A 22816-nucleotide genomic window follows, 5' to 3' on the forward strand; every position below is an offset into this window, starting at 1 on the left:
GGCCTGAGCCGGCCGGGGAGACCGATTTCAGCAATTCTCGAGCGTGGCGATGGCCAAACCGGGAAAGTCTGTAATCAGGCTGTCAACGCCGAAGTCGGCGAGTCTGCGCATTAGCGCGGGCTCGTTGACTGTCCATACCGACACATGCAGCCCTTGGCGCTGCGCCTTCTGCAGGCGTTCCGGCGTACACAGGGTCCAGTTCAGCGCCAGAATCTCGCAGCCATAGCTTTGCGCGACCTTCAACGGATCGAGCCAGGCGTACTCGGCCACCAATCCGCGGGACACATCCGGCACCAGGTCCAGCGCAGCTTTCAATACTTCCCGCGAACTCGAGGTGATCGTGACCTTGTCGAGCAAGCCGAAACGCTGAGCCATTTCGCGAATCGCCAGTACGGTAGTCGCGGCGCGGGTGCGTGACGCGCTTTTGACCTCCAGTTGCCAGTGCTCGAAGTCGCATTTCTCGAACAGTTCTTCCAGTGTTGGAATCGGGCACGGTTTGATCCAGCCCGGGCCACCCTTGCGCGCATCGTAGGTCACCAACTCGGCCGCCGTGTGCTCGACGACTTTGCCGCGACGGTCGGTGGTGCGCTTGAGTGTCGGGTCATGGATGACCATCAACTCGCCGTCCATGGACAGGTGCAGGTCCAGTTCGCAACGGCGCACGCCGTGCTTGAGGCATTGCTGAAAACTGGTCAGCGTATTTTCCGGTGCTTCGCCCTTGGCGCCGCGATGGCCGTAGATGAGGGTCACGGTTCTTCCTTAAATTAAATGCCTGATTCGTTTTGTTCGCGGGCCAGACGTCGTTCCTGGGCCTGCTTCTGCAAAATATAGCGGGCCAGCAATTGGCGCTGGGCATCGCTCGGGTATTCGAACTCGGTGCCGACGTCGTAGCCGTCGCCTTTGCGATCGCAATGGGTGACGCGAGCCCGCAACAAAAGCCCGAGGGCTTGCGGCATCAGCACCAGTTTGATCGACAGGTGTGCGCCCTCGGCAATGGGGGTCGGATGTTGAAAGTCGATCCCGCCTTCGGAAATGATCACCGGCTGCGGTTCGCCGATCTGCCCGAGTACGGTGATTGCGATCACCTGGCTCAGCAAATCGATGCGTTTATTCTGGGATTTCAGGAATGCGGCGAGGTTGCGGTCGCGCTCACTGATCTGGCGCAACAGGTGCTGTGACTCGAATTCGCTCAGGTGCAGTTCGCTGAGCAAGTTGAACAGAGGGGAAGCATCCTGCAACACTTCCTGGCCTGCGGCTTCGGGAGCGGACAGGGGCCGAATTTCCAGTGCGATCGTGTCCTCGATACGGTAGTATTCGCGGCGATCTTCTTCATCTAATGTCGACATGGCGAACCCATGGTAGCGGCGGTGGTCTGAGTGTAAAGCTGGTTATCGACCCCCGCCACAAGGACGTTCCTTTTCCCTCCGAACAAGCCCCGACATGTTCAGACCTCTCTTCGTATTTATTGGCACGCGTTATACCCGTGCAAAGCGTCGCAATCATTTTGTGTCATTCATTTCCCTGACCTCGATGATCGGACTCGCCCTCGGCGTGGTCGTGATGATAGTGGTGCTGTCGGTCATGAACGGCTTCGATCATGAGATGCGCACCCGCGTGCTGGGCATGGTGCCCCACGCGACCATCGAGTCCGGTGAGCCGATCAGCGATTGGCAAAGCCTGGCCGCCAAGGTCAAGCAGAACCCGCAGGTGACGGCCGTGGCGCCGTTTACCCAGATGCAGGGGTTGCTGACCAATAACGGCAAGGTGTCCAAAGTCCTGCTCAATGCCATCGACCCTGCGCTGGAACGGCAGGTCTCGATCATTGATAACTTCATGCAGCAGGGCAAACTCGATGACCTGGCGCCGGGCAGTTTCGGCATCGTCATCGGTGACAAGGCCGCGGCCAAGTTGGGTGCGGCGATCGGCGACAAGCTGACATTCGTGGCGCCGGAAGTCACCGTGACCCCGGCCGGGATGTTCCCGCGCATGAAGCGCTTTACCGTGGTCGGCATCTTCCATGTCGGCGCCGGTGAGCTGGATGGCTACCTGGGCATCACCAATCTGCAGGATCTGGCCAAGCTGCACCGCTGGAAACCGGATCAGGTCCAGGGCATCCGCCTGAAGTTCGACGATCTGTTCCAGGCGCCACGCGTTGCGTGGACCATCGCCCAGCAGCTCGGCGAAGACCATTTCTATGCCCGCGACTGGACGCGCACCCACGGCAATCTGTACCAGGCGATCCGCATGGAAAAAGCCATGATCGGTTTGCTGTTGCTGCTGATCGTTGCGGTCGCGGCCTTCAACATCATTTCCACGCTGGTGATGGTGGTGAACGACAAGAAGGGCGACATCGCGATTCTGCGCACCCTGGGTTCCACGCCGGGGCAGATCATGGCGATCTTCATGGTCCAGGGCACGGTCATTGGCGTGATTGGTACGCTGATCGGCGCTGTGGTCGGGATCTTCGCCGCGCTGAACGTCAGCGCCGCGATCTCGGCCCTCGAAGGGCTGATCGGGCACAAATTCCTCAACGCCGACGTGTACTTCATCGATTACCTGCCGTCGCAAGTGCAGAGCCAGGATGTGTTGATGGTCTGCGCCGCCGCGTTGGTCCTGAGTTTCCTCGCCACCCTGTATCCAGCCTGGCGTGCCGCGCGCACCCAGCCTGCGGAGGCGCTACGTTATGAGTGAGTCGGGCATGAGTGATAAAGCAATCTTGAGCTGCCGCAACCTGGGCAAATCCTACGAGGAAGGCCCTGAGTCGGTAGAGGTTCTGGCCGGTCTGCAACTGGAGCTGCATCCGGGTGAGCGCGTGGCGATTGTCGGTACGTCGGGGTCGGGCAAAAGTACCTTGCTCAACCTGCTCGGCGGCCTCGATACACCGACCAAGGGCAGCGTCTGGCTGGCCGGTGAAGAGCTGTCGGCGCTGAACGAAAAGTCTCGCGGTTTGCTGCGCAATCGGTCGCTGGGTTTCGTTTACCAGTTCCACCACTTGCTGCCTGAGTTCACCGCGCTGGAAAACGTCTGCATGCCGCTGCTGATCGGCAAGACGGCTATTCCTGAAGCGCGTCAGCGTGCGACGGCATTGCTGGAGCGGGTAGGGCTGGGCCATCGCCTGGAACACAAACCGGCCGAGTTGTCCGGTGGCGAACGTCAGCGTGTGGCCATCGCCCGCGCCCTGGTGAACAAGCCAGGCCTGGTGATGCTCGACGAGCCGACCGGCAACCTCGATTCCCACACCGCCCAGGGCATTCAGGATTTGATGCTGGAACTCAGCACCTCGATGCGCACGGCGTTCCTGGTGGTGACTCACGACATGAACCTGGCTCGCCAGATGGATCGCGTCCTGCATCTGCAGGAAGGTTACCTGACGCCCATCTGACTGGCCGAAACCCGGCGTGACTGAAAAGTACGCCGGGTCTCTTATTTTTATACGGTGCCCCAGCGAATGTTCAGACCGTTATCGATCTTTATCGGCGCGCGCTATACCCGCGCCAAGCGCCGCAATCGCTTTGTTTCCTTCATCTCGATGACCTCGATGATCGGTCTCGCCCTGGGCGTGCTGGCGATGATCGTGGTGCTGTCGGTGATGAACGGCTTCCAGCGCGAAATGAGCTCGCGCATCCTCGGCATGGTGCCTCACGCGACGATCGTCGGCGTCAATCCGATCGACGATTGGCAACCCGTCGCTGCGGCGGCCATGAAGAACCCGGAAGTGACGGCCGCCGTGCCGTTCACTGAGATGGAAGGCATGCTGTCCTATAAGGGGACGATGCAGCCGATCCAGGTCAGCGGCGTTGATCCGGCGCTCGAAGGCAAGGTGTCGATCGTTGCCCAGCACATTGTCCAGGGGCGTCTCGATGCCTTGAAGCCGGGTGAGTTCGGCGTGGTGATCGGCGAGATCACGGCGCGCCGCTTCCGCTTGAACGTTGGCGACAAGATCACCCTGATCGTGCCGGAAATCAGCACTGCACCGGGCGGCATCACCCCGCGCATGCAGCGGTTGAACGTGGTCGGCGTGTTCAAGGTTGGCGCCGAACTGGACGGTTCCATGGCGCTGATCCACGTGGCCGATGCGGCGCAGATGCAGCACTGGGCGCCCAATCAGGTCCAGAGCGTGCGCCTGGCGGTAAAGGATTTGTACGATGCGCCGAAGGTTTCCAGCGATATTGCTGGCGGACTGGGCAGCGCTTACAAGGCTGATGACTGGACTCACACCCAGGGCAGTCTGTTCAGTGCGATGAAGATGGAAAAAACCATGATCGGCTTGCTGTTGCTGATGATCGTCGCCGTGGCAGCGTTCAACATCATCGCAACCCTGATCATGGTGGTGAACGACAAGGGCGCGGACATCGCGATCCTGCGCACCATCGGCGCCACGCCGCGACAGATCATGGCGATCTTCATGGTGCAGGGCACCGTGATCGGGGTCGTCGGTACGTTGATCGGTGGTGTGCTTGGCGTGATCGCGGCCCTGAACGTCAGTGAACTGGTGGGCTGGATGGAGCGGGTCAGCGGGCAGCACATCTTCAGTTCCGACGTGTACTTCGTCAGTAACCTGCCGTCCGAATTGCAGGGTGCGGATGTGCTGTTGATCTGCTCCGCCGGGTTCATTCTGAGCTTCCTCGCCACCGTTTACCCGGCATGGCGTGCGGCGAAAGTCGAACCGGCTACTGCGTTGCGGTATTCGTAAGCCTGTAGATCGCTATCGCGAGCAAGCCCGCTCCCACAGGGTTTCGAGTCGTTCACACCATTGTGATTTAACTCGGTCACTGTGGGAGCGGGCTTGCTCGCGAAGGGGCCGGCCCTGCTGGCCTCAATCCCCCTTGGGCAACTCAATCACAAACCGCGTCCACCCGTTATCCGATTCGCAATGAATCTGCCCGCCATGGGCGCGGATGATCGACTGAGTGATCGCCAACCCCAATCCCGCATGCTCACTACTGCCTTCCTGGCGCGCCGGATCAGCCCGGTAGAACCGATCAAACACTCGCGGCAGCAACGCCCGATCAATTCCGTCGCCGCTGTTCTCGACCGTCAGTCGCAATCCCTTTGGCTGATCAACAATCCGCACCCGAACCTCGCCTTCGACCGGCGTAAACCGCAACGCATTGTCCAGCAAATTGGAGAGCGCCCGCCGCAACATGCTGCGATCACCTTCCATGCGCGCATTGCCTTCACGACTCAACCTGACTTGAGCGTCCTCCGCCAACGGCGCAAAAAACTCCAACAACAGATCCGCTTCTTCCGCCAGCTCCAGCGGTTCGCGCCTGGGCATCAACAACCCGTGGTCAGCCTTGGCCAGGTACAACATGTCGTTGACCAGTTGCGCCATCCATTGCAGTTCTTCGAGATTGCTGTGCAGTGCTTCGCGGTAATCTTCAATGGGGCGTGGGCGGGTGAGGGTGACCTGGGTGTGGGTCAACAGATTCGACAACGGTGTGCGCAATTCATGGGCGATGTCGGCGGAGAAGGCCGAGAGCCGCTGAAAAGAGTCGTCGAGGCGTCCGAACATGGCGTTGAAGTTGTGGGCCATTTCCGCGAGTTCTGGTGGCATGTTTTCTTCAGGCAGGCGTGCATTGAGCGACTGCGCTGAAACGCCGCTGGCAACCGCACTCATGCGCCGCAACGGCCGCAACCCACTGCGCGCAGCCCAGGCCCCGAGCAGGGCGGTGGCCAGTGCCGACAAGCCGACTGTCAACCAGATCAGGTGTTGCATGCGCTGCAGAAAGTGCTGGTGATGAGTGATGTCCAGCAGCAAGGTCAACTGCGGTGAGTCAGGTTTGTCGAGGTACAACGGAGCGTTGAGGACGCGGTAGTCGGTGCCTTCGCTGCTCACCGTGGACAAGCCCGCCTGGGTCGGTAGTTCCTGGGGTAGGTGCGTCGAACTGTCATACCAGCGCTTGCCGTCGCTGCCGGTGATCCGCAGCGACAGATCAGCCTGTCGGCTCAATTCATCGGCCAGTTTGACTTCGCTTTCACTCGACTGAATGTCATGAAGTGCCCGACGCAGCCCAATCAACTTGCCGTTCAGCAACTGTTGGTCGAGTTCAACGAAATGCGCTTCACTGGCCCGGCTGAACAACACCCCGGCGAACAGCGACACCACGGCGGTGCACGCCGCAAACAGTAGCGCCAGGCGACTGCTTAACGAAAGTCGACGCATCAGGCGGGACGCTCTTCAAGGACGTAACCCATGCCGCGCACGGTGTGAATCAACTTGTTGGGGAAATCATCGTCGATCTTCAGGCGCAAACGACGGATCGCCACTTCGATGACGTTGGTGTCACTGTCGAAGTTCATGTCCCATACCTGGGAAGCGATCAACGACTTGGGCAGGACTTCGCCTTGCCTGCGCAGAAGCATTTCCAGCAGGGCGAACTCCTTGGCCGTCAGGTCGATGCGCTGACCATTGCGTTCGACCCGACGGCGGATCAGGTCAAGGCGCAAGTCCGCCAGTTGCAGGCTGGTTTCCTGAGCTGTGGCGTTGCCACGGCGCAACAGGCTGCGGACCCGGGCCAGCAGTTCGGAGAAGGCGAACGGTTTGACCAGGTAGTCGTCGGCGCCCAGTTCGAGGCCGTAGACCCTGTCCTCCACCGCGTCGCGCGCTGTCAGAAACAGTACCGGCGTGTCGAGGCCGGCACCGCGCACCGCTTGCAGGATCTGCCAACCATCGCGGCCGGGCAGCATCACATCAAGAATCAACAGCGCGTAATCGCCGGTCAGCGCCAGTTGCTGGCCGGTGCTGCCGTCCGCCACCAGTTCAGTATTGAAACCGGCCTCGGTCAGGCCTTGGCGCAAGTAGTGGCCAGTTTTTGGTTGGTCTTCGACGATCAGCAGTTTCATGGGCGACTCGAGGCAAATGGAACGAACGCTTTATACCGTGGGCGGCGTTAATGCAGGTCAACCTGACAAAGTTGTAATTTGCCTGTCAGGTTGCGGGCAGTCGCAGCAGTTTAGAGTTTTCCACAGGCTGAACCTTATCTTGTTGGAGTACGACTATGTTTTTGCGCAAATCACTGCTGTGCGTCGCGTGTCTGCTGGCGCTGAGCTCGCCGGCGTGGGCTGCCCCGGCGCATACCTACGACTTCGGCCATCCGGCCTCGGCGGCCAAGGCGACTCGTAGCGTTGAGTTCATCATGGGCGACATGTCGTTCACACCCAAGGCGATTGATATCAAGGCCGGTGAGACGGTTCGTTTCGTGTTGGTGAATAAAGGTCAGTTGTTGCATGAATTCAACCTCGGTAACGCGGCAATGCATGCCAAACATCAAAAGGAAATGATGAAGATGCAGCAGAGCGGCATGCTCATGCCTGCAGGCATGAAGGAAATGGACCACGGCGCCATGGCCGGTATGGCCGGTATGGAGCATGGAATGAAACACGACGACCCCAACAGCGTGCTCGTCGAGCCGGGCAAAACCGCTGAGTTGACCTGGACCTTCACCAAGGCCACCAACCTGGAATTCGCCTGCAACATCCCCGGTCATTACCAGGCCGGCATGGTCGGCAAGGTGACTGTCAGTCAGTAAGCACTCAAAGGCGGGAGCAAAGGCTGGTAGAATCCGCTGATTCTTCAGTCAGGTTTCCGCCATGCATCCCGCAGCCGAACATTCGCCGCTGGGCAAATCCAGCGAATACATCGCCACCTACACGCCATCCTTGCTGTTTCCGATCCCGCGCACCGCGAAATGGGCCGAGCTGGGCCTGACGGCTGAAACCCTGCCGTACAAGGGCGTGGATTTCTGGAACTGCTTCGAACTGTCGTGGCTGTTGCCGTCCGGCAAGCCAGTGGTGGCGATTGGCGAATTCAGTATTCCGGCGGATTCGCCGAATATCATCGAATCGAAGTCGTTCAAGCTGTACCTCAACTCCCTGAACCAGACGCCGTTTGCCGACACCGCGAGCATTGAAGCGACATTGGTCAAAGACCTGTCGGCTGCTGCCGGTAAACCGGTGGGCGTGCGGATTCGCAGCCTGAAGGACGTCGAAGCCGAAGGCGTCGTGGCGTTGCCGGGCGTGTGCATTGATGATCTGGATATCAGCGTCAGCAACTATGAGCATCCGCGCCCGGAACTGCTGCGTTGCGATGCATCGCGTGTGGTGGAGGAGAGCGTGCACAGCCATTTGCTCAAATCCAACTGCCCGGTCACCAGCCAGCCGGACTGGGGCAGTGTGGCGGTGGAATACCGTGGCGCGGCGCTGGATCACGCGAGTTTGCTGGAATACATCGTGAGCTTCCGTCAGCACTCGGACTTTCATGAGCAGTGCGTGGAGCGGATCTTTCTCGACCTGCAGCGGTTGTTGAAACCGGAGAAATTGACGGTGTATGCGCGCTATGTGCGACGCGGTGGGTTGGACATCAACCCGTATCGCAGTACTGAAACCGTTCAACTGCCGAACCACCGGCTGGTCCGCCAATAAAGATCTACGGTGGGAGCGAGCCTGCTCGCGATGAGTCCAGCACATTCAACATTGATGTTGACTGACACTCAGCCATCGCGAGCAGGCTCGCTCCCACAAGGGATTGCATTGCAAATCGCAGAAACTAAAAAGCCCCGCTATCACTAGCGGGGCTTTTTGTATTCGGCGGGTTCAGATCCCCATGTTAGCCAGGGCTTGCACGATATTGCGCAAGGTGCCAGCAAGGGTCGGGTGTTCGATTTCAAAGCGCTCGACGGCCAGGTTCACATTGTCGGCAAGGCTGGAGTCCTGGGTTTTGGTTTCGAGCTCCAGTTCCAGTTCGATCTGTTGCATCAGCGCGTGCAGGTCGTCGCGCTCGGCTTCGGTCAGCGGTGGATTCTGTTCCAATTGCTCGCGCAGAGTATTGAGCTGTTGTTGCAGTTCGCGGGCAGGCATGGCGTTCTTCCTTTTATCGATAGGCACTGGCATAGACCGCAGCAGCACGCCAAAGGTCTATGGCTTGATCTTTAGATTAATCCACTCGCGCGTAACCTGCATGATCTCGATCAGGGCTTTTCGCCCTTGAGCCGGCGCAGGCTGATGTCGGCCAGGCAGGTGTCGAGTTCACCGAGGTGATCGATCACCGAATGCACACCCAGGCCGAACAATTGCATCGTTGCCTTGCCGCGTTTGAATTCCCGTTCCTGCTGCGTCAGCGCCTGCCATTCGTTGGGCGCCAGGCCGCAGAGTGAGCCGCAGGACGCCAGCCCAATCGTCCACAATCCAGCGTTGAGCCCCGCTTGCAGCAATCGTGGTTCGCCGCTGACCAGCACGCAACCTTCCAGTCGTTCAACATTCAACGTCATCAGGGCTTGCCAACAGGCATGTGGTGCCGGCCATGGATTGTTTGTTTCGGGGTGTTGCGAGGGTTTGATCCATGAAGGCAAGGCAGCGGCCAGGGAATGGCTGAGGGCAGGGGGGAGTTCTTCGAGCCAGGCACAGGGAATCTGCTGATGCTGCAAGCTGCGCAAGCTATCCAGGGCGCCGGGCGTGGCCTCGGCATAGATGGAAGAGGGGATTCCCTGTGCGCGTGTGCGGGCACCGAAATCCACCAGGCAACCACTGAGGCCAAACAGGACGGCGGTCAGGTTGGGCGCAATGTGGGGCAAGGTTTCGGCATGGGGCATATCAACGTCCCTGAAATAGCCTCAAGGCTAGGGGGCGACGGTGACAGTTGAGTGACACTGATGTGAATCGCTCACAATCATCACGAATGATCCGCAGGCTGACTCGCACGGTGCTGCCTTAAGCGGCTTTTCCGTCTTATACTAGCCAGCTTTACGCTTGGGCCAAGCCCACGCGTCAGTACAATCCAAGGAGTTTTTCTATGCGCTGGAGCAATCATCTAGCTCAGCTTTGTGTGTTTGCCAGCGTATTGCTGGTTCCGGTCGTTGCCCAGGCAGCCTCGGAAGACGACCCTTGGGAAAGCATCAACCGCCCGATCTACAAGTTCAACGATGTGCTCGACACCTATGCGCTGAAGCCTTTGGCCCAGGGCTATCAGTTCGTGACGCCGCAATTTCTTGAGGACGGCATCCACAACATGTTCCGCAACGTCGGCGATGTCACCAACCTTGCCAACGATATCTTGCAGGCCAAACCGGCCGCCGCTGGCGTCGACACCGCGCGCTTGATCTTCAACACTACGTTTGGCCTGTTGGGCTTTATCGACGTCGGCACCAAGATGGGCCTTCAACGCAATGACGAAGACTTCGGTCAGACCCTCGGCTACTGGGGCGTAGGCAGCGGCCCGTACGTGATGCTGCCGTTTCTGGGCCCTAGCACCTTGCGTGACGCGCCATCCAAGTATGTCGACGGCTATACCGGCCCGTACCCTTACATCCACGACGTGCCTGTGCGTAACTCCATCTTCGGCCTGAACATCGTTGACACCCGCGCCAGCCTGCTGTCGAGCGAGAAGCTGATCAGCGGCGACAAATACATATTCATCCGTAATGCGTACTTGCAGAACCGCGAATTCAAAGTAAAGGACGGCCAGGTTGAAGACGATTTTTGATCTCGACCGGTAAAACGTGAAGAAGGCGGCCAGTAGGCCGCCTTCTTTCGTTTGGCTTTTTGACCAGTTTCAGCGATGGTTTGAACCTTCCATTACGTTACGGTTTTGCCGGTTCTTATAACTCCCGGTGATTTGAAATTGAAAGACGTCAAGCGACCATCGGCGTGAGCTTGAAACGACCCGCGGATGGGAGTACCGTCTGCGCCTTAGAAGGGCACCTCTGGTGTACCTGTGTGTAGGGCAAATGCTCGAAAACAGTGCGCTAGAGAGGCTAGAAAGCGAATCCAGTAGTATGAGCCGGGACAAAGCCCCTGCCTGCTACGCCAACCTAATTCTGGCGCCGTTTGCCCACATGCCAAAAACCAGTGCCACGCTGCTGATAATCGATGATGACGAAGTAGTGCGCGCGAGCCTCGCCGCCTATTTGGAAGACAGTGGTTTCAGCGTCTTGCAGGCCAGCAATGGCCAGCAGGGTCTTCAGGTATTCGAGCAAGACAAGCCCGACTTGGTCATCTGCGATTTGCGCATGCCACAGATGGGCGGGCTCGAACTCATTCGCCAGGTCACCGAGCTGTCACCACAAACCCCGGTGATCGTGGTTTCGGGCGCCGGCGTGATGAACGACGCGGTCGAGGCCCTGCGCCTGGGCGCGGCGGATTACCTGATCAAGCCTCTCGAAGATCTGGCTGTGCTCGAGCACTCTGTGCGCCGGGCCCTGGATCGTGCGCGCCTGCTGCTGGAAAACCAGCGCTACCGCGAGAAGCTGGAAAAGGCCAACCGCGAACTCGCCGCCAGCCTGAACCTGCTCCAGGAAGACCAGAACGCCGGTCGCCAGGTGCAGATGAACATGCTGCCGGTCAGCCCCTGGACCATCGACGAGTTCCAGTTTGCTCACCAGATCATCCCGTCGCTGTACCTGTCGGGTGATTTCGTCGACTACTTTCGGGTCGACGAGCGTCGGGTAGCGTTCTACCTGGCGGACGTTTCCGGTCATGGCGCCTCTTCAGCCTTTGTCACCGTGCTGCTGAAGTTCATGACCACGCGCTTGCTGTTCGAATCCAAGCGCAGCGGTACATTGCCGGAATTCAAGCCTTCAGAGGTCCTTGGTCATATCAACCGAGGCCTGATCAGTTGTAAGCTGGGTAAACACGTCACAATGGTCGGTGGAGTCATCGACGAGGAGACAGGTTTGTTGACCTATAGCATCGGTGGTCATTTGCCGTTGCCTGTGTTGTACACGCCAGACAGTGTTCGTTACCTGGAAGGGCGTGGTCTGCCGGTGGGCCTCTTCAATGAAGCCACCTACGAAGATCACGTACTGGAACTGCCACCGACGTTCAGCCTGACGCTGATGTCCGATGGCATTCTGGACCTTTTGCCAGAACCTACACTCAAAGAAAAAGAGGCGGCTTTGCCCCAGCGGGTCAAGGCAGCGGGCGGCAGCCTGGATGGTCTGCGGCAGGTTTTTGGATTGGCCACGCTAGGGGAGATGCCGGATGATATCGCCCTGTTGGTGTTGAGCAGGAATCTTTAATGAGTACCGGTAGAATCCAGTTCGCCGAGCAGGATGGCACCTTCGTCCTGAAGTTCGTCGGTGAAGTTCGCCTGACCCTGTGTTCGGCGTTGGATGCGACTATCGAGCGGATCTTCACGGCGTTGAACTTCAACACAATCGTGATCGACCTGACCGAAACCCGCAGCATCGACAGCACGACGTTGGGCCTGCTGGCCAAGCTGTCGATCCTGTCGCGGCAAAAGGTCGGCTTGCTGCCGACCGTCGTCACCACCCACGAAGACATCACCCGTCTGCTGCAGTCCATGGGCTTCGAGCAAGTGTTCAACATTGTTGACCGCCCGATCCCGTGCCCTGAGTGCCTGACCGACCTGCCAGACCAGGATCAGTCCGAAGAAGTGGTACGGATCAAAGTGCTCGAAGCGCACAAGATCCTCATGGGCCTGAACGACTCCAATCGTGAAGCGTTCCATGATCTGGTGAACGCCCTCGAGCGTCACTGATTCACCGCATACCTGTGGCGAGGGAGCTTGCTCCCGCTGGGTTGCGAAGCAGCCCCAAAATCGACATATAAAAAAGGGCGAACCCGTAAAGGTTCGCCCTTTTGCGTTTTCTTACTGGATCACAGCTTGGCTTGCAGCAACGCCTCAAGCTTCTCCTGGTCGCGAGCGAACTGGCGAATACCCTCAGCCAGTTTCTCGGTCGCCATCGCATCCTCGTTGGACAACCAACGGAACTGCGCTTCATTCAAGCTCAAACGCGCTTCACCAGCATGACCCGGCGCCAATTTGCGCTCCAGCTTGCCAGTGTCCGCCGCCAGCTTATCAATCAGATCCGGGCTGATGGTCAGACGGTCGCAACCGGCCAGCTGCTCGATCTGATTCAGGTTACGGAAGCTCGCACCCATGACCACAGTCTTGTAGTCATTGGCCTTGTAGTAGTTGTATATGCGTGTCACCGACTGCACGCCCGGATCATCCGCGCCGGTGTAGTCGTTGCCGTTGGCTTTCTTGTACCAGTCGTAGATGCGACCCACGAACGGCGAAATCAGGAACACCCCGGCGTCAGCACACGCCGCAGCCTGAGCAAACGAAAACAGCAACGTCAGGTTGGTCTGAATGCCTTCTTTTTCCAGAATTTCGGCAGCACGGATGCCTTCCCAGGTGGAAGCGATCTTGATCAGCACGCGGTCACGGCCAATGCCGGCCTTGTCGTACAAGTCGATCAGACGGTGCGCACGCTTCAATACGGCGTCAGTGTCGAACGACAGGCGCGCATCCACTTCGGTGGAAATACGGCCGGGGATCACTTTCAGAATTTCTTGCCCTACCGCAACGCCAAAACGGTCGCTGGCCAGGCCCACATCGCTCTTGCAGTCGCTGACGCAAGCGTTCAGCAACTCGGCATAACTGGGAATGGCCGCCGCTTTGAGCAGCAGGGAAGGGTTGGTGGTAGCGTCCACGGGTTTAACGCGAGCGATAGCTTCGAAGTCGCCGGTGTCGGCAACCACGGTGGTCATTTGTTTGAGTTGTTCCAGCTTGGAAGTCATGGGCGTGCTCTGTCCTATGGGTCTAATGACATTACCCGAGCGCTGACAGCCACTCAAGGGTGCGTGTACGTATCGAGGGCCCCAGCGGCAACAACCGGAAAACGGCTGTTTGAATGGCGGGGCGCGGTATCGGTAAATACGATGCCAAATCTGACCACAGGTTCAACCCAAGCGACCGTTAACGCCCTTCAAGCAACTCCGCCGCCTGATCCAGCAACACTAAAGGCTCTTTAGCCTTGTGAATATCCACCGACAACAACTGCCGAAACTTCCGCGCCCCGGGAAACCCGGTGCCCAGCCCCAGCACATGCCGAGTGATGTGGTGCATCGAGCCGCCCGCATCAATATGCGCCGCTATATAAGGCCGCAACTGCGCCAGCGCCTCAGCCCGGCTGATCACCGGCGCCGTGCTGCCGAACAGTTGCTGATCCACCTCAGCCATCACATAAGGGTTGTGATAAGCCTCACGGCCCAACATCACGCCGTCGAACGTCTGCAAATGCTCGTGACAGGCTTCCAGCGTCTTGATCCCGCCGTTGAGAATAATCTCCAACTCCGGAAAATCCGTCTTCAACCGCGCCGCCACGTCATAACGCAGAGGTGGAATGTCGCGATTCTCCTTCGGCGACAACCCCTCCAGAATCGCAATCCGCGCATGCACCGTAAAACTCGTGCACCCGGCATCCCGAACCGTACCGACGAAATCACACAACTCCTCGTAACTGTCCCGCCCATTAATCCCGATGCGGTGCTTCACCGTCACAGGAATCGACACCGCATCACGCATTGCCTTCACACAATCCGCCACCAACTGCGGATGCCCCATCAGGCACGCACCAATCATATTGTTCTGCACCCGATCACTCGGGCAGCCGACATTCAGATTCACCTCGTCGTAACCGTGCTCCTGCGCCATGCGCGCGCACATCGCCAGGTCCAGCGGGACGCTGCCGCCGAGTTGCAGCGCGAGCGGGTGTTCGGCTTCGTTGTGACGCAGGAAGCGGTCGTGATCGCCGTTTAGGAGCGCGCCGGTGGTGACCATTTCTGTGTAGAGGAGGGCGTGCTTGGAGAGTAGGCGTAGGAAAAAACGGCAATGCCTATCAGTCCAATCCATCATGGGCGCAACGCTGAAGCGGCGGGAGAGCGGGGCGGGTGTTGCGTTGGTTATGGACATTAGGAATCTGGATCGGTGAGGCTGGAAGGTGGGGAGTTTATCAGGATTGGGCTGGCGGAGCGTTGGTGAGTCTTGCTACTGCTGATCTGCGGCCGTCATCCTTGGCACCGCCAATGGCTGACCTGACAGCGAACAGCACAGCGCCTGCTGTAGGAGGCCACAGTCCATACCTGTGCGTTATAGCGCTGTTCATAATGGGTATATCCACGCTTCAACATTCGGCTACCGTCATCGTATATGACTTGATTGCGCAGGCTCTGCTCCTGTGCGTTGAAGCTATATTTATTTGCCTCTGCTGCGATACACCCACAGCTCCCAAACACGAGGAAACCATGATGAACTCCCACAAAGCTGTCGCTGTTTCGCTGGCCTTGCTCAGCGCAGCCTTCTTCACATCTGCCGCCCTGGCCGAGGGAGCGGGTTTGATTGCCTCCACCCCATCCGAACTCAAGTGGACAGCCGCGCCGTCGGTGGGGCCCGGTGCGATGATTGCAGTGATTGAAGGTGACTTGAAAGCCGCCGAGCCTTTCACTCTGCGCTTGAAGCTGCCGGCAAATACGAAAATCGGCGTGCATACCCATCCCGTGACCGAACGCGTAACCGTTATCTCAGGCATTTTCTACTTCGCCACCGGAGACACATTCGATTCGGCACGGGCCAAGGCCTATCAACCGGGTGATACCCTGATCATTCCCGTCGGCATGCCGATGTACGGCGCCAGTCGAGAGCAGGAAACCGTACTCCAACTCCACGGCACGGGGCCTTGGGGGATCACCTACCTCAACCCGGCGGACGACCCTAGAAACAGCAAAATGTAGCGAGCGACAATCAGGTAAAAGAATCAATCGTACCTGACTCCCGTTGGCTCTGTTTTCACCTACAGAATTTCCTTAGGGGTCAGGCCGCACCTCATAAATGCAGCGGCCTTGCACCTATTTGTTCTCAACCCCAGTTGGGCGGTGAGTTGCTGGGGACTTAGATCTTTCTTCTAGAGTTCTATTTCGCGGATCGCTGCAGCCGCTTCCAGATCATCTCCTGAAACATCCGTACGGCCGGCCCTTCCTTCTCTTCGTGATTCGCACCTGCAATCACTGCCTCGACCCCAACATGTTGAACTTAGGCGGGAGCGCGATCGGTAGCAGCTTCATTGAGTACAGTGGGGGTGCTGCACGACTAAGGGCGGACGCAACGGCCGAAGTGTTTTTGCCGTTGCGTGGTTTGCCTGAGACATGGTGAGTGCTGAGTTGGCGACTGCTGCGCAGCCGGACGCAGGCTTCGCCGGCTGCTACATGGATCGAGTAGGTGGCGGTTATTTGGGTTCGGGTGTTGCTATCCACTGGCCCAGAATTTTTTGGTAGTTGCCCGTGACTTTGGCCAGGTGTAGCCACTGATCGACGTACAACTTCCAGGTCATGTCATCACGCGGCAGCAAGTAAGCCTTCTCGCCGTATTGCATGAATTGCTTCGGGTTCACCGCGCACAGACCGGGTTTGAGTTTCTGCTGATAGAGCGCTTCCGAAGCGTCGGTGATCATCACGTCAGCCTTCTTGTCCAGCAGTTCCTGGAAGATGGTCACGTTGTCGTGAAGGCGCAATTGCGCCTTGGGCAGGAAGGCGTGAACAAAGGCTTCGTTGGTGCCGCCGGCCGGTTCGACTAAACGAACCGAAGGCTGGTTGATTTGCTCGACGGTCTGGTACAGCGCCTGATCTTCGCAGCGCACCAGCGGGATTTTGCCGTCGACGTCCAGCGTGGTGCTGAAGAAGGCTTTTTTCTGGCGCTCCAGCGTGACCGATATGCCGCCGACGCCGATGTCGCATTTGCCCGCGAGCATGTCGGGCATCAGGGTTTTCCAGGTGGTCTGCACCCACTCGACCTTGACGCCCAGGCTGTCGGCCAGCGAGCGGGCCATGGTGATGTCGATGCCCGAGTATTCGCCGTCTTCGGCTTTGACGGTATAGGGTTTGTAGTCGCCTGTTGTGCACACGCGCAGTTGGCCCTGTTGGATGACGCTGTCCAGATGCGATGGCTCTGCCTGAGCGGCAAACGATAGAGCGAGCAGGCCACCGAGCAGCATTGTGCTTTTCAGGTTGTTCATTGTTATCCGGCTTCCATGATGGAGTGGGTGCTGAGAGTACTGACTTTCTGCTGCTCTGCTCAACATCATCCTCGCCGGGCCGGACTCAGTGACAGCAGCAACTTGAACCGCCGCAGCCAGACTTCTTCTTTACGCCTTCATGTTTGTCTTCTGTCAGTACGCTTGCTGGATACCCGGCCTCTTTCAGTGCCGATAACAGAACATCGCTCTCGGCATCTCCAGTCACCTTGACCCGACCGGCCGTCAGATCGACTGTCACTTCACCCACTCCTGCGAGTGGTTGCAATGCGGCGTTGATGTGTTTGACGCAACTCCCGCAACTCATGCCATCGACTTGCAGTTCAGTGCTGTTCATTACGTAAACCTCTTTTACCGTGAGTGGCAGGGGGGGGATGGATGAGATCGATGGTTGACCTTGCCGCGATGGCAAGGTCAAGCGCTTTTTAAAGGGCGTTAGTTGCTCATCGGCTTTTTCATCATGTTCGACTGCTGATCCATCATTTTCATCATCATGTCCATCATCTGGTCTGAATGAGCCATGCCGCCGGACATGCCTTTGCCCATGCCCATGCCTTGGCAATGGTTGTGCATCATGCCCATGCTGTCCTTCATCGTGGCCATGCCTTCTTGCATGGCGGCCTGGCGTTCGGCCGGGGTTTTGGCAGCGATCATTTTTTCGTGAGCGGCCTGCATTTTTTCCATCTGTTCGCTCATGGCTTTGTCTTGCGCGGTAGCGGGGGCGGGGGCGGTAGCTGCGGTGGTCGGTGCGGTTGGCGCTGTGTCGGGGTGATGTTCCTCGACAGCCAGGGCAATCAATGGGCTACTGATGAGCAGTGCGGCGACGAGTGCTTTGAAGTGCATTTGCATGGCAATCTCCAGTGAGTCAGGGACGTACGGGAATGGAGCAGCGCTAAAGAGGTGAAGCCAAAGGGCGTCCGGAGTTCCAGACGCTCGGAGGACTGTTTTAATTGTTGAAGCGAACGAAGCGCAGGCGTGCTGGCAGCCACAGTGCGAGCACTTGGCGGATCAGCAGCGGTAGGTGCGTGCGGAACCAGAGCATAGTGTGTACCCGATCCGAGGAGTTACCTTGAGCTTAGTCCCGAGAAAGAGGCCGTGATTGATCCATATCAAGTGGTGCCTCTTTCCGTTACTCCGCGCCCATTTCCATCCCTGGACTCAACGTCCCCAACCACGCCACCAGCCCCACTATCAGCACCGCCGCTGCCAATTCAACCACCACGCTGCGGCGCAACGCATTCGCTGCCACCCGATATTGACCGTCACGCAACGACCGCTCCAAAAACGGTCCCAGGTGAAACCGGTTCAACGCGGCGAGCACCAGCATCCCGGCAAACAGCGCGATTTTGATCGACAGTAAAATCCCGTAGGTGCTGAGCAATAGATCGTCGAGCGTCGGGCCCACGATGAACAGGTAATTCACGACGCCTGTGACCGTGATAACGGCCACGATCACCGCGCCCACCCACTCAAATCGGCGGACAGCCCGAGCCAGCAATCTGATGCGTTCCTCGGTTTGCAGCGCGTTGATCTTTGCCATCAAGGCAAGCGCGACCAGCGCACCGAACCAGGCCCCCGAAGCCAGCAGATGCCAGATGTCAGTGATGAAATGCCAAAAACGAAGGTCACCTTCATCCATCGCCCCATGACCGTTCCAGGCCAGGCTGGCGAGGGCGCTAGCGCTGGCAATAGACGCGATCAGCAGGCTGGATCCTGGTGCTCGTCGGTTGAATACGACCGCCAAACCGCCGACCACCAGCGCGATGAGGCGCACGACCCAGGCCAATCCCACATCTGTCTCAAGCACCATCATTTCGATATGCGGGCGCAACTCGGCAAAGTCAGTCTCACCGCTCATGGCGCTCGCCATCATCACCATGCTGGCGATGGAAAACAGCACACCCAGCACCGTCGTGCCCACCAACATCGACCGAAACGGCAACACCGCGCCGGAAATCCGTTCCTGTCCTTTAAGGCTATAGAGCCCAAACAGCGCCAGGCCAAACAGCAGCATCAAATCCACATACAACCCAAAGCGCAGTGCAATGCTGACCGAGTCGCTCATCAATCACTTCACTTTGAACGTGACGTTGCCGGTGATCGGGTGGGTGTCCGACGACACCGCGCGCCATTCGACTTTGTAGGTGCCGGTGGGCAGTGGCGAAAGCGGGGTGATGACCATGGTTTTCGGATCGCTGCCGCCGGAGACTTTGGCTTTCATCGGCATGGGGGAGTGCGCCATGCCAGGCATTTCGGTCATGACCAGTTTTGCGCCGGAGAACTGGGTCATGAGGTTCTCCGAGAAGTGCAGTTCGATCTTGCTCGGTGCCGCACCGTCCGCGCCTTCGGCCGGGGTGGAGGACAGCAGTTTCGGGTGCGCTTGAGCGAGCGCGCTCATGAGCAGTCCAATGGCAACGGCGGTAGTTTTAATCATGCGCATGCAAGGCCTCTTACCGCTTTAAGCGGTTGTTTTTTTGGTTGTTGAGTTAATGCGTTTAAAACCACAGGCGAACACCGAGGACCAGGCGTGCTTCGCTGCGGTCCTCACCTTCATCGTTGGCGTAGTCGGCGGTTTTGCCGTAGGTGCGGTTCCAGGTCACGCCGATATAGGGCGCGATTTCCCGGCGGATTTCATAGCGCAGCCGCAGGCCGGCTTCGGTGTTGGATAACCCGGAACCGATCCCCCGTTGCGGATCGTTTTTGCCGTAGAAGTTGAGTTCGGCGGTTGGCTGCAGAATCAATCGGTTGGTCAGCAGGATGTCGTAGTCGCCTTCCAGTCGTGCAGCGGTTTGGCCGCCTTCGCCGATGAAGGCGGTGGCCTCAGTTTCGAAGTTGTACAGCGCCATCCCTTGCACGCCGAACGCGGCCCAGGTTTGCGGGTCGCCAGGTTTGAAATCCTGGCGAATGCCGGTCACCACGTCCCACCACGGGGAGATGGCGTGGCCCCACAGGGCCTGGATTTCGGCGTCTTCGGTTTTGCCGTTGGTGCGTTCGCCTTCGGAGCGCAGCCACAGGCGATCGATGTCGCCGCCGATCCAGCCGGACATGTCCCAGGCCAGGGTGCTGCCGTCGTCAGCGTCCTGCCATTCGAGTTTGTCGGCGAGGAAGTAGTAGTTGAGCGCGGTGTCATGCACCATGTGGCCGGACGGACTGGCATACACGGCGGCCCGGTCGGCATCGGTCAGCGCCGGGATCGGCGTGCGGCTTTCGGTCGGTGCGGCGGGCTGCATCTGGCCGTCGTCCATGCTTTGCATTTGGCTATGGTCCATGCCCGGCATCTGGCTGTGATCCATGTTCTGCATGTCGTCGGTGGCGGCCATCGCCGAAGAGAGTGTCAGGCTCGCGGTCACGAGTGCCAAAGAGAGGGAAGTGAGTCTGGTCATCGATAGGCGCCTCATTCTTCCACCCGAACTTCACGGAACATGCCCATTTCCATGTGGTACAGAAGATGGCAGTGATAGGCCCAGCGGCCGAGCGCATCGGCGGTGACACGATAGCTGCGTCGGGAACCGGGTGGCATGTCGATGGTGTGTTTGCGCACCATGAATTCGCCGTTCTCGTCTTCGAGGTCGCTCCACATGCCATGCAGATGGATCGGGTGGGTCATCATCGTGTCGTTGACCAGCACCACCCGAACCCGCTCGCCGTATTTGAGGCGCACAGGTTCGGCGTCGGAGAACTTCACGCCGTTGAACGACCAGGCGAATTTTTCCATGTGGCCGGTGAGGTGCAGCTCGATGGTACGGCTCGGGTCGCGACCGTCCGGGTCTTCGAAGGTGCTGCGCAGGTCGGAATAGGTCAGGACACGCCGCCCGTTGTTGCGCAGGCCAAGGCCGGGGTCGTCGAGTTTGGGGGCGGTAGTCATGGCTTGCATGTCCACCAGCGGGTTGTCTTTTTCCGTCTCGGGATGGGACTGCATGCCGGGCATGGCCATGGCGCTGTGATCCATGCCCGCCATGCTGCCGTGATCCATGCCGCCCATGCCCATGTCATCCATGGTCACCAGCGGCCGAGGGTCCAGCGGCGGTACCGGCGCGGATAACCCCGCCTTCGCTGCGAGCGTGCCGCGTGCAAAGCCAGTCCGATCCATCGACTGGGCGAACAAGGTGTAAGCCGCTTCGGTGGGCTCGACAATCACATCGAAGGTCTCTGCCACCGCAATGCGAAACTCATCGACACTCACCGGTTTGACGTGCAGGCCATCCGCAGCGACCACCGTCATTTTCAGCCCGGGAATGCGCACGTCGAAATACGTCATGGCGGAGCCATTGATGAAGCGCAGGCGCAGCTTTTCGCCCGGCCGGAACACACCCGTCCAGTTCGAGTTCGGCGCCTGGCCGTTCATCAAGTAGGTGTAAGTTGCGCCGCTGACGTCGGCCAGGTCGGTGGGGTTCATCTTCATTTCGGCCCACATTTTTCGATCGGCGACCGTGGAACCCCAACCTTTCTCACTGACGTCGTGGATGAAATCACCCACGGTGGGCTTGTTGTGGTTGTAGTAATCGGATTGCTTTTTCAGCGTCTTCATCAGGCCGACCGGATCTTCATCGGTCCAGTCGGTCAGCATCACCACGTAATCGCGGTCGTACTGGAAAGGCTCCGGCTCCTTTGCATCGATCACCAGTGGCCCGTAAACGCCGGACTGTTCCTGAAAACCGGAATGGCTGTGGTACCAGTAAGTGCCATTCTGCCGGACCTTGAACTGGTAGACGTACGTGCCATTCGGCTCGATGCCGTGAAAGCTCAGCCCCGGCACGCCGTCCATGTTGGCTGGCAGCAAGATGCCGTGCCAGTGAATGGAGGTGTTGGCGTTGAGTTTGTTCTTTACCCGCAGCGTCACCGTGTCGCCTTCGCGCCAGCGCAGCAGGGGGCCGGGAATACCGCCGTTGATGGTCATCGCGGTGCGCGGATTACCGGTGATGTTGACCGGGGTTTCGCCGATGAACAGGTCGAAATCGGTGCCTGCCAGCACCTGAGGCTCGCCGGGACTGGTGACCGCCCAGACAGGTGTGCGCCATAACCCGAGGCCGCCAAGGAGCCCGCCTGCGGCCAGGCCCTTCACGAAGGTGCGTCTTGTTGTGTTGGAATGCATGCCGTTTTCCTGGTCCGTCAGCGTGGAGAGTGCTTGGTGACAAGGCTAATGGGCGGCGCCTTTCAGCAGGCTGAGGCGCAGATTACATTTTTGACAGTTTCATGCCGTATTTATTGGCGTGTACCGGGCGTTGATGTTGTGGCCACGGTGCCGCCCCCGCAATTGATATACGAAGACGACTTCAACCAGCGCTGATCCGGATAGTAAGAAAACAACAACTGCCCATCTTTCATTGAATCAATCAACTTATGCGCAATTGCTGGCCGCACCGCCGGACACCCCAGGCTTCTACCAATCCGGCCATTGGTTCGGGCAAGAACCGGACTGACATAAGGCGCCCCGTGAATAACGATCGCTCGCTCGAACGCTTTGTCATTGAACCCCGGCTCCAGGCCTTCCATGCGCAAGGAATACCCGTTCTGGCCGACGTAGCTCGATTGGGTCCGATACAAACCCAGGCTGGTGGCAAAGCTTTCATTCTGGTTGGAGAACTTGACCGCCATGTTCTCGCCGCTGTTGCGACCGTGGGCGACCAGTTCGTGGAACAGTAATTTACGTTTCTTCAGATCGAACACCCACAACCGTTGTTCGGTCGAAGGCAGTGAGTAGTCGATGACAGCAAGTCTTTGGACAGGCGCTTTACCTTGGGCCAAGCTGCATTGAGTCGCGCGTACGGCCAGCCCGATGACTTTGGCGTTGGCGCCAGGTGCTGCTTTGAGCAGCGCGGCTTCAAGCGAATCGGCGTAGGCTGCCGGTACTGAAACTGACGTCAGCAGCAGGGCCGAGAACAGGAAACAAAAGCGGTCTAGCGCCATATGTAAATCTCACATTAATGTTTCGAGTCTAGCAGTGTGCAGGATGCTAGCCGTTGAATACGGGGCGATTAAGGATTATC

Annotated in this window: 25 protein-coding genes; 9 read left to right on the forward strand and 16 right to left on the reverse strand. The window is 58.7% G+C overall.

Features of this window, described 5'->3' with window-relative positions; translation table 11 throughout:
- Positions 1-27 precede the first annotated feature (27 nt).
- Together BLW70_RS14945 and BLW70_RS14950 are read right to left on the reverse strand one after the other, a co-directional pair.
- Positions 28-750 carry a glycerophosphodiester phosphodiesterase gene (locus tag BLW70_RS14945; RefSeq protein WP_074875142.1) on the reverse strand — a complete coding sequence of 241 codons (723 nt, stop codon included), beginning with the start codon at positions 748-750 and terminating at the stop codon, positions 28-30.
- Positions 751-764: 14 nt separating this feature from the next.
- Positions 765-1346 (reverse strand): PilZ domain-containing protein, encoded by a 582-nt coding sequence (locus BLW70_RS14950; RefSeq protein WP_074875144.1) that lies wholly within the window; start codon positions 1344-1346, stop codon positions 765-767.
- Between the two features lie 94 nt (positions 1347-1440).
- Here BLW70_RS14950 and BLW70_RS14955 point away from each other — a divergent pair, with 94 nt between their 5' ends.
- From BLW70_RS14955 to BLW70_RS14965, 3 genes are all read left to right on the forward strand, one after another.
- Entirely contained in the window at positions 1441-2691 is a 1251-nt protein-coding gene (locus tag BLW70_RS14955) for a lipoprotein-releasing ABC transporter permease subunit (RefSeq protein WP_074875146.1), read from the forward strand.
- Between the two features lie 7 nt (positions 2692-2698).
- Positions 2699-3382, forward strand: a complete 684-nt coding sequence (gene lolD / locus BLW70_RS14960; protein WP_162842853.1) for a lipoprotein-releasing ABC transporter ATP-binding protein LolD — start codon at positions 2699-2701, stop codon at positions 3380-3382.
- Between the two features lie 66 nt (positions 3383-3448).
- Positions 3449-4693 carry a lipoprotein-releasing ABC transporter permease subunit gene (locus BLW70_RS14965; protein WP_074875150.1) on the forward strand — a complete coding sequence of 415 codons (1245 nt, stop codon included), beginning with the start codon at positions 3449-3451 and terminating at the stop codon, positions 4691-4693.
- A 123-nt stretch (positions 4694-4816) separates the two neighbouring features.
- On the opposite strand, the gene BLW70_RS14970 is transcribed toward BLW70_RS14965, so the two are convergent.
- Together BLW70_RS14970 and BLW70_RS14975 are read right to left on the reverse strand one after the other, a co-directional pair.
- Entirely contained in the window at positions 4817-6166 is a 1350-nt protein-coding gene (locus BLW70_RS14970; protein WP_074875153.1) for a heavy metal sensor histidine kinase, read from the reverse strand.
- On the reverse strand, positions 6166-6846 hold the full coding sequence (locus BLW70_RS14975) for a heavy metal response regulator transcription factor (RefSeq protein ID WP_074875155.1): 681 nt from the start codon (positions 6844-6846) through the stop codon (positions 6166-6168). Before BLW70_RS14975 ends, BLW70_RS14970 begins: the two co-directional genes overlap by 1 nt.
- A gap of 155 nt (positions 6847-7001) precedes the next feature.
- On the opposite strand from BLW70_RS14975, the gene copI reads away from it, so the two are divergent.
- Together copI and queF are read left to right on the forward strand one after the other, a co-directional pair.
- Positions 7002-7532 (forward strand): copper-resistant cuproprotein CopI, encoded by a 531-nt coding sequence (gene copI / locus BLW70_RS14980; RefSeq protein ID WP_074875157.1) that lies wholly within the window; start codon positions 7002-7004, stop codon positions 7530-7532.
- A 61-nt stretch (positions 7533-7593) separates the two neighbouring features.
- A complete protein-coding gene (gene queF, locus BLW70_RS14985) occupies positions 7594-8424 on the forward strand; it encodes an NADPH-dependent 7-cyano-7-deazaguanine reductase QueF (protein WP_074875159.1) in 831 nt (276 codons plus the stop codon).
- Positions 8425-8595: 171 nt separating this feature from the next.
- Here the strand turns inward: queF and BLW70_RS14990 are convergent, their stop codons facing one another.
- Entirely contained in the window at positions 8596-8859 is a 264-nt protein-coding gene (locus BLW70_RS14990) for a DUF4404 family protein (protein WP_074875161.1), read from the reverse strand.
- Positions 8860-8969: 110 nt separating this feature from the next.
- Positions 8970-9590 carry an HAD superfamily inactivated hydrolase PcrP gene (locus BLW70_RS14995; RefSeq protein ID WP_074875163.1) on the reverse strand — a complete coding sequence of 207 codons (621 nt, stop codon included), beginning with the start codon at positions 9588-9590 and terminating at the stop codon, positions 8970-8972.
- 200 nt (positions 9591-9790) lie between these two features.
- Here BLW70_RS14995 and BLW70_RS15000 point away from each other — a divergent pair, with 200 nt between their 5' ends.
- The 3 genes from BLW70_RS15000 to rssC all read left to right on the forward strand — a co-directional run bounded on the left by BLW70_RS15000 (position 9791) and on the right by rssC (position 12496).
- Positions 9791-10480: an MlaA family lipoprotein gene (locus BLW70_RS15000; RefSeq protein ID WP_074875165.1), complete on the forward strand. Its 690-nt coding sequence runs from the start codon at positions 9791-9793 to the stop codon at positions 10478-10480.
- A gap of 352 nt (positions 10481-10832) precedes the next feature.
- Complete coding sequence (gene rssB, locus BLW70_RS15005) at positions 10833-12014, forward strand: two-component system response regulator RssB (RefSeq protein WP_010456296.1); 1182 nt, start codon at positions 10833-10835, stop codon at positions 12012-12014.
- Positions 12014-12496, forward strand: a complete 483-nt coding sequence (gene rssC / locus BLW70_RS15010; protein ID WP_074875167.1) for an anti-sigma factor antagonist RssC — start codon at positions 12014-12016, stop codon at positions 12494-12496. The genes rssB and rssC overlap by 1 nt, the downstream gene beginning before the upstream one ends.
- A gap of 119 nt (positions 12497-12615) precedes the next feature.
- Here rssC and tal read toward each other — a convergent pair whose 3' ends face one another.
- Positions 12616-13542: a transaldolase gene (gene tal / locus BLW70_RS15015; RefSeq protein ID WP_074875169.1), complete on the reverse strand. Its 927-nt coding sequence runs from the start codon at positions 13540-13542 to the stop codon at positions 12616-12618.
- A 178-nt stretch (positions 13543-13720) separates the two neighbouring features.
- Entirely contained in the window at positions 13721-14716 is a 996-nt protein-coding gene (gene dusA, locus BLW70_RS15020) for a tRNA dihydrouridine(20/20a) synthase DusA (RefSeq protein WP_074875171.1), read from the reverse strand.
- Between the two features lie 335 nt (positions 14717-15051).
- On the opposite strand from dusA, the gene BLW70_RS15025 reads away from it, so the two are divergent.
- On the forward strand, positions 15052-15534 hold the full coding sequence (locus BLW70_RS15025) for a cupin domain-containing protein (RefSeq protein WP_074875173.1): 483 nt from the start codon (positions 15052-15054) through the stop codon (positions 15532-15534).
- Between the two features lie 491 nt (positions 15535-16025).
- Here BLW70_RS15025 and BLW70_RS15030 read toward each other — a convergent pair whose 3' ends face one another.
- The 8 genes from BLW70_RS15030 to BLW70_RS15065 all read right to left on the reverse strand — a co-directional run bounded on the left by BLW70_RS15030 (position 16026) and on the right by BLW70_RS15065 (position 22736).
- Positions 16026-16811, reverse strand: coding sequence for a transporter substrate-binding domain-containing protein (locus tag BLW70_RS15030; RefSeq protein ID WP_074875175.1), 786 nt, complete (start codon positions 16809-16811; stop codon positions 16026-16028).
- A gap of 85 nt (positions 16812-16896) precedes the next feature.
- On the reverse strand, positions 16897-17166 hold the full coding sequence (locus tag BLW70_RS15035) for a heavy-metal-associated domain-containing protein (protein WP_074875177.1): 270 nt from the start codon (positions 17164-17166) through the stop codon (positions 16897-16899).
- A gap of 98 nt (positions 17167-17264) precedes the next feature.
- The gene (locus BLW70_RS15040; protein WP_074875180.1) at positions 17265-17678 is read right to left on the reverse strand and encodes a hypothetical protein; all 414 of its coding nucleotides are present in this window, start codon (positions 17676-17678) and stop codon (positions 17265-17267) included.
- Positions 17679-17958: 280 nt separating this feature from the next.
- The gene (gene copD / locus BLW70_RS15045) at positions 17959-18894 is read right to left on the reverse strand and encodes a copper homeostasis membrane protein CopD (RefSeq protein WP_074875183.1); all 936 of its coding nucleotides are present in this window, start codon (positions 18892-18894) and stop codon (positions 17959-17961) included.
- A gap of 3 nt (positions 18895-18897) precedes the next feature.
- A complete protein-coding gene (gene copC, locus BLW70_RS15050; RefSeq protein ID WP_074875185.1) occupies positions 18898-19269 on the reverse strand; it encodes a copper homeostasis periplasmic binding protein CopC in 372 nt (123 codons plus the stop codon).
- Between the two features lie 55 nt (positions 19270-19324).
- Complete coding sequence (locus BLW70_RS15055; RefSeq protein WP_074875187.1) at positions 19325-20212, reverse strand: copper resistance protein B; 888 nt, start codon at positions 20210-20212, stop codon at positions 19325-19327.
- Between the two features lie 11 nt (positions 20213-20223).
- On the reverse strand, positions 20224-21921 hold the full coding sequence (locus BLW70_RS15060; RefSeq protein WP_074875189.1) for a copper resistance system multicopper oxidase: 1698 nt from the start codon (positions 21919-21921) through the stop codon (positions 20224-20226).
- A gap of 110 nt (positions 21922-22031) precedes the next feature.
- Positions 22032-22736 (reverse strand): murein L,D-transpeptidase catalytic domain family protein, encoded by a 705-nt coding sequence (locus BLW70_RS15065; protein WP_074875191.1) that lies wholly within the window; start codon positions 22734-22736, stop codon positions 22032-22034.
- Positions 22737-22816 lie beyond the last annotated feature (80 nt).

The organism is Pseudomonas frederiksbergensis (genome assembly GCF_900105495.1).
Taxonomy (GTDB): Bacteria; Pseudomonadota; Gammaproteobacteria; order Pseudomonadales; family Pseudomonadaceae; genus Aquipseudomonas; species Aquipseudomonas frederiksbergensis.

Bases quoted from the DNA above. Each gene is read 5' to 3' on its own strand.
- copI (WP_074875157.1), top strand. From the start codon at position 7,002: ATGTTTTTGCGCAAATCACTGCTGTGCGTCGCGTGTCTGCTGGCGCTG.
- rssC (WP_074875167.1), top strand. From the start codon at position 12,014: ATGAGTACCGGTAGAATCCAGTTCGCCGAGCAGGATGGCACCTTCGTC.
- BLW70_RS14970 (WP_074875153.1), bottom strand. From the start codon at position 6,166: ATGCGTCGACTTTCGTTAAGCAGTCGCCTGGCGCTACTGTTTGCGGCG.
- BLW70_RS14995 (WP_074875163.1), bottom strand. From the start codon at position 9,590: ATGCCCCATGCCGAAACCTTGCCCCACATTGCGCCCAACCTGACCGCC.
- BLW70_RS15035 (WP_074875177.1), bottom strand. From the start codon at position 17,166: ATGAACAGCACTGAACTGCAAGTCGATGGCATGAGTTGCGGGAGTTGC.
- BLW70_RS15000 (WP_074875165.1), top strand. From the start codon at position 9,791: ATGCGCTGGAGCAATCATCTAGCTCAGCTTTGTGTGTTTGCCAGCGTA.
- BLW70_RS15025 (WP_074875173.1), top strand. From the start codon at position 15,052: ATGAACTCCCACAAAGCTGTCGCTGTTTCGCTGGCCTTGCTCAGCGCA.
- tal (WP_074875169.1), bottom strand. From the start codon at position 13,542: ATGACTTCCAAGCTGGAACAACTCAAACAAATGACCACCGTGGTTGCC.
- copD (WP_074875183.1), bottom strand. From the start codon at position 18,894: ATGAGCGACTCGGTCAGCATTGCACTGCGCTTTGGGTTGTATGTGGAT.
- BLW70_RS14955 (WP_074875146.1), top strand. From the start codon at position 1,441: ATGTTCAGACCTCTCTTCGTATTTATTGGCACGCGTTATACCCGTGCA.
- rssB (WP_010456296.1), top strand. From the start codon at position 10,833: ATGCCAAAAACCAGTGCCACGCTGCTGATAATCGATGATGACGAAGTA.
- lolD (WP_162842853.1), top strand. From the start codon at position 2,699: ATGAGTGATAAAGCAATCTTGAGCTGCCGCAACCTGGGCAAATCCTAC.
- BLW70_RS14965 (WP_074875150.1), top strand. From the start codon at position 3,449: ATGTTCAGACCGTTATCGATCTTTATCGGCGCGCGCTATACCCGCGCC.
- queF (WP_074875159.1), top strand. From the start codon at position 7,594: ATGCATCCCGCAGCCGAACATTCGCCGCTGGGCAAATCCAGCGAATAC.
- BLW70_RS15055 (WP_074875187.1), bottom strand. From the start codon at position 20,212: ATGACCAGACTCACTTCCCTCTCTTTGGCACTCGTGACCGCGAGCCTG.
- BLW70_RS14950 (WP_074875144.1), bottom strand. From the start codon at position 1,346: ATGTCGACATTAGATGAAGAAGATCGCCGCGAATACTACCGTATCGAG.
- BLW70_RS14975 (WP_074875155.1), bottom strand. From the start codon at position 6,846: ATGAAACTGCTGATCGTCGAAGACCAACCAAAAACTGGCCACTACTTG.
- dusA (WP_074875171.1), bottom strand. From the start codon at position 14,716: ATGTCCATAACCAACGCAACACCCGCCCCGCTCTCCCGCCGCTTCAGC.
- BLW70_RS15065 (WP_074875191.1), bottom strand. From the start codon at position 22,736: ATGGCGCTAGACCGCTTTTGTTTCCTGTTCTCGGCCCTGCTGCTGACG.
- BLW70_RS15060 (WP_074875189.1), bottom strand. From the start codon at position 21,921: ATGCATTCCAACACAACAAGACGCACCTTCGTGAAGGGCCTGGCCGCA.
- BLW70_RS15030 (WP_074875175.1), bottom strand. From the start codon at position 16,811: ATGAACAACCTGAAAAGCACAATGCTGCTCGGTGGCCTGCTCGCTCTA.
- BLW70_RS14990 (WP_074875161.1), bottom strand. From the start codon at position 8,859: ATGCCTGCCCGCGAACTGCAACAACAGCTCAATACTCTGCGCGAGCAA.
- BLW70_RS15040 (WP_074875180.1), bottom strand. From the start codon at position 17,678: ATGCAAATGCACTTCAAAGCACTCGTCGCCGCACTGCTCATCAGTAGC.
- copC (WP_074875185.1), bottom strand. From the start codon at position 19,269: ATGCGCATGATTAAAACTACCGCCGTTGCCATTGGACTGCTCATGAGC.